The 8,907-nt window shown below is 34.2% G+C and carries 8 protein-coding genes; all 8 read right to left on the bottom strand.

The features are described from left to right. Positions 1–28: 28 nt before the first annotated feature. The 8 genes from HGPG_RS01445 to aroB are packed head-to-tail and all read right to left on the bottom strand — an operon-like array spanning position 29 to position 8,792. The gene (locus HGPG_RS01445) at positions 29–742 is read right to left on the bottom strand and encodes an aminotransferase class IV (RefSeq protein WP_019124272.1); all 714 of its coding nucleotides are present in this window, start codon (positions 740–742) and stop codon (positions 29–31) included. After that, positions 726–1,502, bottom strand: coding sequence for a 3-deoxy-7-phosphoheptulonate synthase (gene aroF, locus HGPG_RS01440; protein WP_245543872.1), 777 nt, complete (start codon positions 1,500–1,502; stop codon positions 726–728). The genes HGPG_RS01445 and aroF overlap by 17 nt, the downstream gene beginning before the upstream one ends. Positions 1,503–1,510: 8 nt before the next feature. Further along, positions 1,511–3,523 carry an aminodeoxychorismate synthase component I gene (gene pabB, locus HGPG_RS01435; RefSeq protein ID WP_019124270.1) on the bottom strand — a complete coding sequence of 671 codons (2,013 nt, stop codon included), beginning with the start codon at positions 3,521–3,523 and terminating at the stop codon, positions 1,511–1,513. Continuing rightward, positions 3,520–3,960: a type II 3-dehydroquinate dehydratase gene (aroQ, locus tag HGPG_RS01430; RefSeq protein ID WP_019124269.1), complete on the bottom strand. Its 441-nt coding sequence runs from the start codon at positions 3,958–3,960 to the stop codon at positions 3,520–3,522. The genes pabB and aroQ overlap by 4 nt, the downstream gene beginning before the upstream one ends. After that, positions 3,941–5,449, bottom strand: coding sequence for a shikimate kinase (locus tag HGPG_RS01425; RefSeq protein ID WP_019124268.1), 1,509 nt, complete (start codon positions 5,447–5,449; stop codon positions 3,941–3,943). The genes aroQ and HGPG_RS01425 overlap by 20 nt, the downstream gene beginning before the upstream one ends. Then, complete coding sequence (aroC, locus tag HGPG_RS01420; RefSeq protein ID WP_019124267.1) at positions 5,446–6,531, bottom strand: chorismate synthase; 1,086 nt, start codon at positions 6,529–6,531, stop codon at positions 5,446–5,448. Before aroC ends, HGPG_RS01425 begins: the two co-directional genes overlap by 4 nt. Further along, positions 6,521–7,756 (bottom strand): 3-phosphoshikimate 1-carboxyvinyltransferase, encoded by a 1,236-nt coding sequence (locus HGPG_RS01415; protein WP_019124266.1) that lies wholly within the window; start codon positions 7,754–7,756, stop codon positions 6,521–6,523. Before HGPG_RS01415 ends, aroC begins: the two co-directional genes overlap by 11 nt. Beyond that, a complete protein-coding gene (gene aroB / locus HGPG_RS01410) occupies positions 7,749–8,792 on the bottom strand; it encodes a 3-dehydroquinate synthase (protein WP_019124265.1) in 1,044 nt (347 codons plus the stop codon). The genes HGPG_RS01415 and aroB overlap by 8 nt, the downstream gene beginning before the upstream one ends. Positions 8,793–8,907 lie beyond the last annotated feature (115 nt).

The raw sequence follows: 8,907 nt of genomic DNA, 5'->3' as shown, positions 1-8,907 counted from the left end.
ATTAAAAAAGACTGGTCTCGCCAGTCTCTTAAAATCCATAAATTTTTAATTTTTCTTGAATATCCCTTGTCTTGTCAACGCCAGTAAATTTTATTTCGTCAATTGACATGACATTTCTCACGCCCATTAAGGAATTTGAAATAAAACACTCATCAAAACTTGCTAAATCTTTGGCGCAAATTTTTTCTTCATTGATTTCAAAATTTTCAAGGAGGAAATCTCTCATAGTTCCCCTTAAAAGTCCTGAAGAAATTTCTGGAGTAAAGATTTTATGATCTCTCACGAAAAAAATATTTGCAAAGGAGGTTTCACAAGCCTCATCCCTTTCATTTAAGAAAAGGGCTGAGTCATAACCACTTTCCACAGCCCACCTGTGCTCCAAAATATTTTCATAGTAACAGAGGCTCTTGTGATAAATTATTTTTGAAGTGCTATTTCTTCTAACCTTAGAAATTTTTAAGCTAAGGCTTTTATTTTCAGCTCTGTAATTATCCTTGCGACCTGTTAAAATGAAATTTTCATCAGAAACTATTAGCTTTAGGGCAAAATTTTTCTCATCCGAATTACTTATATAGTCATAAATTTTTTCCTCATCAATTTCTCTTTCAATGCCAAAAAAATTTAAAGACTTCTTTAATCTCTCTAAATGTTTTTCTAAAAAGAGAGGGTCGCCATCCACTACTTTAATAGTTTCAAAGGCGCCCTTGCCAAAGGAAAATCCATCATCAAATTCTATTTTCATTAAATTCTCCTAGAAACTTTGCAATTTTTTCATAAGTCTCGTAGTCAATAGTCTGCTGTCCATCACTTTTTGCCAGGTCAGGATTTTCATGAACTTCAATCATGACTCCGTCAAGACCAAGGGCAAGTGTCGCCCTAACCATGGGCTCAATAAAGTCTCGCCTGCCAGTGCCATGACTTGGATCTATTATCACTGGATAGCCAGTCTTTTCTTTTATATAATAGGCTCCAGCAAAATCAAGAGTGTTCCTAAGCTCAGTCTCAAAGGTCCTTATGCCTCTTTCACAAAAAACTATATTGTGATTTCCCTCAACTTCAATATATTTTGCAGCCATTTCCCATTCTCTAAGAGTTGCGGAAAAACCTCTCTTTAAAATTATTGGCTTCATAGTTTTTCCAACTTTTTTTAAAAGAGCATAGTTATACATATTTCGAGAGCCAATTTGAAAGGCATCTACATAGTCCACCATAGCATCAACATGGTCTTCGCTTAAGACTTCTGTAACTATGGGCAGATTTGTCTTATCAGATGCTTCCTTTAAATATTTTACAGCTTCGAAGCCAAGCCCTTGAAAATCAAAGGGACTTGTTCTTGGTTTAAAGGCTCCACCTCTTAGAATATCTATGCCCCTTACCTTTAAGGCTTTTGCTTCTTCAATAATATGTTCTCGAGATTCAATGGAGCAGGGCCCAGCAATAATTATTGGCTTGCCTCCTCCCACATTCACATCTCTAATTTTTACAATTTTCCCTTTACTCATTTCACTCATTATCCTTTGCTTCCCTCAATATATATCTCATCATAATTATTGTAATAAGCTCCTAGTGCATTGAGAGACCCCTTTGCCTTTAAGACAATTTCCTCAAATTCTTCTTCTGCATCTGATAGAAGAATTATGGCTCCACCTACTCCAAGAGTTGCCCTGTCTTCTTCTATAAGGGCAGTTCTTATAACAATATTAAAATCCATTGTAGAATTATTTGATATAAAACCAATTGTGCCTGAATAAATCCCGCGAGGATAATTTTCCAACTCGTCAATTATTTCCAGTGTGCGTTTTTTTGGCGCACCAGTCATAGACCCACCTGGAAAAGTATTTTTCAGCACATCAATTATATCCACATCCTCTTTAATTTTTCCAGAAACTGTAGTCACAAGTTGGTGGAGAGTTTTATAGGTCTCAACATCCATTAACTTTGGCACTTCAACTGAACCAATCTCACAAAATTTACCCAAATCGTTTCTAAGTAAATCCACAATCATTAAATTTTCAGATTTTGTCTTCTCTTCATTCCTAAGTTCATCAATAAGTTTTTGATCTTCTTCTAGGTTGTTTCCTCTTCTAATAGTACCCTTAATTGGCTTTGTCGTCACAATTTTATTTTTATCCACCTTTAAAAATCTTTCCATGGAAGATGAGGCAATCTTTATCTCATCTAGGGGCAAGAAGGCAGAGTATTGTCCTGGGCTTTTTTCTCGAAGATTCATGTAATACTTTTTGCCATCAAGCTTATCGTAGATGTCTAAGCGATTTGTAAGACATACTTCGTAGGTTTCGCCCTGGCAAATTAAGTCTTTTATCTTTTTTATATCCTCTAGATAAGTTTTTTCATCCTTTACAAATTTTAATTTTGGAAAATCTTTCTTGCTTGTATCTTTATTTTTTTCTTCAAAATTTTCTTCCAAAATATTTTTTATCTCTTTAATCCAATCTTTGTCCTCTTGGCAAGATAGGATGTAGAGCTTTTCATCTTTGTGGTCGTAGACAAGAGCCCTGTCGCAATATTTAAAGTAAGCGTCGGGATAGTCGTAGGAATTCTTATTTGTGACCTTTTCTGTGTCTTTTTTTAATTCATAACCCAAGTAGCCAATATAGCCCAATTGGAAATCAAAGGGAAGTGATTCCTTGTAAGTCCATCTCTTTCGATTTTCTCTTAAATAAGTAAAGATGTCTGTATTAAAGCTTTCCTTTTCTCTTCCATCAAGAAAGTTTTTTTCTACAAGACTTTTATCCACGTCATACTTTATTGTGTGAGCCTTTGGACCTTGCAAGCCAAAAATTGAAAACCTTGAAAGTCCTTCTTCCACCTTGCTGGAATCCAGCCAAAGAGTTTTGGGGTCATATTTATAAAGTTTTTCATAAATATTTTTTGTATCAAAACTTTTATCAATTATTTCATAATAAAGCTGGTCTTCTTTATAAAAATCTTTGCAAATATTTATAAAATTTTCAATTAATTTTTCGCCACATTCACTTGCTATGGATTCAGGATGAAATTGAAGGCCATAGATTGGCTTAGTCTTATGAGAAATTGCCATGACAACTCCATCGGGAGTCCTTGCATCAATATTTATATTTTCAAGTTCCTTATCCTGGCAAGTTAGTGAGTGATATCTTGTGACCACAAAATTATTTTTTATTCCCTTAAATAAATTCTTGCCATTGTGAATAACCTGGCTAAGTCTGCCGTGCATGGGTTCACTTGCCCTTAAAATTTTGCCGCCATTGTAATAATATATCCCCTGATGGCCTAGGCAAATTCCCAAAATTGGCTTGTCAAGTTTTTCAATAATGTCTTTACAAACTCCAAAATCTTTTTCCTTATCAGGGCTGCCTGGACCTGGAGAGATAATTACATTGTCAAAGTCTAAATCTAAAATTTCCTCATAAGTCATCTGGTCATTTTTAATTACAAGAGCTTCTGTGCCGCTGACCTTTCCAATTAACTGAAAGAGGTTGTATGTGTAAGAATCATAGTTATCAATTATAAGTGATTTCATTTTTGCTCCCTTAAATATTTTTTTAGATATATTATTGCCTTTTTGTAGCCTTCTATTCCATAGCCTTCAAAGGATTTTATAACATAGGACCTTATAAAATTAACTTGCCTAAAATCTTCACGCTCTGAAACCCTTGAAATGTGAACTTCAACTGTGGGAATGCTGACAGCCTTTAGGGCATCTAAAATTGCCACGCTAGTGTGAGTGTAGCCAGCTGGATTTATAACAATGCCGTCAACTTTTTTGTAGGCACTTTGAATTTTATCCACAAGATCTCCTTCATGGTTTGATTGAAACTCCTGGATTTCAATACTTTCTTCATGAGCAACTTGGTCTATTAATTTTAACAAATTTTCGTAAGTATCCCTGCCATAGATATTGACTTCGCGAATGCCAAGCATATTCATGTTGGGACCATTAATTACTAAAATTTTCATAATTTTTTATTTCCTCCAGAATTTTCTCCAAAGTCTTTTCCTCATCTTCAATAACTTTTATCTTTATGTGTGAAATATCTTGGTAAATTTTATTTCTCTCTCCATACATTTTTTCTAGGGTCTCTAAATTTTTTGAAAGAGGTCTTCCCTCTGTCTCAAGATTTTTTATGTCCCTATCTAAATAGATTACAAGTGAGTTCTGCAAAAGAAGGTCTCTATTAATCTCCCTTAGGGGTGTGCCGCCACCAGTGGCAATTATGACTCCAGTTTTTTTGGAGACTTCTTCTAGGACTTTAGTCTCAAGGTCCCTAAAATATTTTTCGCCTTTATTTTCGAAAATCTCTGGGATATTTCCTTCCCTTTCTTCTATTAATTTATCTGTGTCATAGTAAACTCTATTTAATTTTTCTGACAAGAGCCTTGCCATTGTAGTCTTACCGCAGGAAGGCATGCCAACAAGGGCAATATTTTCCATGTCACTTTTTATTTTTAAATAAGTTTTTTCTATTAAAGATTCATCTAATTTTTCATCTAAAAAAAGTTCGGCTGCAAAGAAGGCTTGAGCAACTAACATTAAAAGTCCATTCATAGTTTTTATGCCAAGCTTCTTCCCATCTAAAATTAATTTTGTATTTAGGGGATTGTAAATTAAATCTATTACAGCATCTAGCTTTTTAAAGATTTTTAAGTCCACCTTGCATTCCATATTATTTGGGTACATGCCTACTGGACTTGCATTAATAATTAGGTTAAAGTCACTAAATTTTTCTAAATTTTCGTAATTATTTTCGCCCCTTCTGCTGATGACAACTACCCTATTGGCTCCCCTATCAACTGCAAGTTTTTGGAGCATTTTGCTAGCACCACCAGATCCTAGAATTAATATCTTTTTATCTTTAAGGTCAAGGTCAAAATATTTTAAGGAATAATCAAAGCCAAGATAGTCTGTGTTATAACCAAATAATTCTCCGTCTTTATTAACAATTGTATTAACTGCACCAATTTCTCTTGCAAGAGGGTCAACCTGGCCTAAATATTTTATAGAAAGTTCCTTGTAGGGAATAGTAACATTTATTCCCCTAAAATTTTTCTTTTCAAAAAAATCTTCCACTTCATTTTGTTTTAAATTTTTTAGATTATAGTCATATCTTCCAAATAATTGGTGAATTTCCTTGGATTTGCTGTGAGACAAACTTTCGCCAATAAGTCCAAACTTAAAATTTTCATCCTTAACTCTCGAAATTATTTTTTTGCTCTCCTTAAAAATTTCACTGTAAATTGGCTTTATGACATCTTTAAATTCTGGATCAATTTTATTTTCCAAGTTTTTTATAATTTCATCTTCCCGACCCGAGTCTTCTGTTTTTAAATTATTATTTGCTTTAAAAATTCCAATCTCCTTGGAAATTTCCATTCGCCTTTCTAAAAGATGGACAATTTGTGAATCAATTTCGTCCAAATTTTTTCTCGATTCATCTAAATTTTTCATCTTTCACCTTCCAATACTAAGTCTAAAATTGCAATAGCAGTAATCATTTCAATGGCAACTAGGGCTCTTGGCACAATTGAAGGGTCATGTCTTCCAACAATTTCTAGGTCTACATTTTTTTTATCTCTTAGCGATATTGTTCTTTGCCTTTTCCCAATGGAGCTGGTAGGCTTCACTGCTGTCCTAAAAATTATTGGCATGCCACTTGAAAGTCCACCAATTATTCCACCATGATTATTGGTCTTAGTCTTTACTTCTCCATTTTCGTAATAATATTCATCATTGTGACTGCTCCCCCACATTTTTGCCGTCTCAAATCCAGAGCCAAATTCAATTCCTTTTATGCCGGGAACTGAAAAAACTGCGTGAGAAATTACCGACTCAAGAGAATCAAAAAAGGGCTCGCCAATGCCCACTGGCATATTTAAAATAAAAGTCTCAACAATTCCGCCAAGGGAATCTCCCTCTTCCTTTGCCCTTAAAATTTCTTCCTGCATTCTTTCCCTTGCTGAATCTTCAATAACTGGGAAGTCTTCATTTTTTAAATCGTAAAGTTTTTCTTCAGCAATTTCATTTAAATTTATGTCAATGTCACTTGCTTCGCCTAGGCTTTTTATCCTAGAGAAAATTTTTATGCCCCTCTTTAAAAGTAAATCTTCAGCAATAGAACCTGCAATGACTATGGGAGCAGTCATCCTGCCGGAAAATTGTCCGCCGCCTCTTATGTCATTAAAGCCTTTAAATTTAACAAAGGCAGGATAATCTGCGTGAGATGGGCGAGGTCTGTCCTTTAAGTTTTCGTAGTCCCTGCTTCTTTGGTCCTTGTTCTCGATAATTGCACAAAGAGGTGCCCCACAAGTTATGCCATCCACTTCTCCACTTAGGATTTTAAAATCGTCATCTTCCTTTCTGGCAGTGGAAAAATTGTTTTTGCCAGGTCTTCTTCTCTCAAGGTTTTTTCTTATTAAATCTTTATTTATTTTATATCCAGCACTAATTCCATCAATGACAATTCCAAGATCCTCAGAATGTGACTGACCAAAGAGTGTTACTTTAAAATTTTTTCCAAAGCTATATGACATTTGTCTTCCCTCCTAAAGATTTAAAATCCTCAAAAAAGTTTTTATAGGATTTTTCCACGCACTGACTATCATTGATAATTATTGGACCATCTGCAAAAGTTGCTGCAATAGAGGCAGCCATGGCAATCCTGTGGTCACTATAGGAGTTTATTTTTGCTGCCTTAAATTTTTCCACTCCCCTAAAGGAAAAGGAGTCTTCAGATAATTTTACCTGAACTCCAAAATTTTCCAGCATATCCACGGTGCTCTTTACCCTGTCGCTTTCCTTTAACCTTAACCTTCTTGTATTTATAACTTCCGTCTCTGTATTTGAAAGTGCCGCCATTATTGAAAGAATTGGAACGGCATCGGGCATGTTTTTTGCATCTAAAATAACATTTTTTTTCCCATCTCTTATTTTTTTTAGCTGAAAGTCTTCTTTAGAAATATTAACATAACCCAAGTCCCTTAAAAAATCTAAGGCTTCTCTATCTCCCTGCAGTGAATTTTTATTAAGTCCAAGGACCCTTACGCCAGCTGCCAAGAAAAATAGTGCGTTGCTCCAGTCTTTTTCCACCACATAATTTGCTGGAGAAAATTTTCCCCTGCAAGTGAAAGAATTTTTACCTTCAATTACTTCAACTCCAAAATTTTTCATGACATCTATTGTCATGTCTATATAGGGCTTTGATTCAGTTTCACTTGTGAGCCTTATATTAAAATCTTCCTGGCAAAAGCCTGATGCAAGCATAAGTCCAGATATAAACTGGGAGCTAATATTTCCTGGAAGAGTGAAATTAAAATCCTTTAGCTTTCCTCTTAAATAAATTGAATCTCCAACTTCTTTAATTTCTACTCCATGCTTGGGAAATTCATGGAAGTAGACAGAGTTAGTTCTAGCAACAAGACTTCCCCTTCTTATAACTTTTGCCTCAAGACCAAGCGCTGCAAGGACTGGCAGCAAAAACCTAAGTGTAGATCCACTTTCATTGACATCAATAGTAACTGGTCCAGAGAATTTTTCTGGTGGATCAAAATAAAATTTATTTCCTATTTTTTTTAGGCTAACTCCAAGGGCTTTTATGGCATTAAGAGATGCTTCTATATCCTTTGAAAGGTCATTAATCTCTATTACAGATTCTCCCCTTGCCAGACCTCCACAAAAAATTGCACGATGGGCATAGGATTTTGATGTAATTGCATAAATTTCTCCAGATAATTTTTTATTTTCAATAATTCTATTCATTTTCCTTACCTAAATCAATTATTTTTTTAAGCTCATCAAAAATAATTTTTTTACTTATAACTTCGCCAATTTTTACTGGAAGAATTACATTTATGAGATTTTTTCTTATCTTCTTATCGTGCTTTAAAATCTCCAAAATTTCTTCTGTCTCAAAGTCATAAGAAGTTGGAAGATTATATTTTTTAAAGGCTCTTACTAAGTCTTTAGAAAAATCTTCTTCCGCAAGTCCCATCTTATAAGCTGCCCTCGCCATATAAATTGTTCCAATGCCAATGCTTTCGCCGTGGTTTAGTTTATAATTTGAAAGAGATTCTATGCCGTGACCAAGAGTGTGACCCAGGTTTAGCTTTTGTCTCTTGTCCCTGTCCCTCTCGTCATCTCTCACAAAGTCCAACTTAATGTTTAAAGATTTGTAAATAATTTTTTCATAGTCAAGTTTTTTTGCAGATTTTAAATAATCAAAAAACTCCCTATCCCTTAAGACGGAATATTTAAAAATTTCTGCAAGTCCGTTGTTAATATTTCTCTGGTCAAGACTTTCCAAAAAACTGTAATCAATGTGGACATATTTTGGAAAATAAAAGGAGCCAATTTGATTTTTTAAATTCATAAAATTTATGCCATTTTTTCCGCCAACGGAAGAGTCGATCATGGAAAGAAGTGTAGTTGGCACAGAGATAAAGTCAATTCCCCTAAGATAAGTTGCTGCAACAAAACCAGATATATCGCCAACAACACCGCCGCCAAAGGCTATGATTATGTCCCCTCTGTTAAAATTATTTTCCAGCAAAAATTTATTTATACTTATATAAGTTTCCATGGACTTGGATTTTTCGCCAGCAGGAAATTTATAAATAAAATAATTTAAGCCATTCATAAGGTTTTTTAATCTTTCACTGTAAAGGCCGAAGACATTTTCGTCAGTGATGACTAAAAATTTTGCATCTTTATTTTTATTTAAGTAATCTCTTAACTTTTCATCATTTTTATAATCAATATCTATTGTATAATTATTTTCTTTAACTTGAATTTTCATAAAACACTCCTATGCCTTGCTCTCTCTATAATAAAACAAAGATGCCTATAAATAAAGGATCTTATTAGCTTTAAGCTAAAATATTTTACTTTATCTCAGTATCGTTGCAAATTAG

Origin of the sequence: Peptoniphilus grossensis ph5 (genome assembly GCF_000311825.1) — a bacterium.
GTDB classification, from domain to species: Bacteria; Bacillota; Clostridia; order Tissierellales; family Peptoniphilaceae; genus Peptoniphilus_A; species Peptoniphilus_A hominis.
The sequence above is the reverse complement of the archived record's forward strand: the minus strand, read 5'-3'. Positions and strand labels throughout refer to the sequence as shown.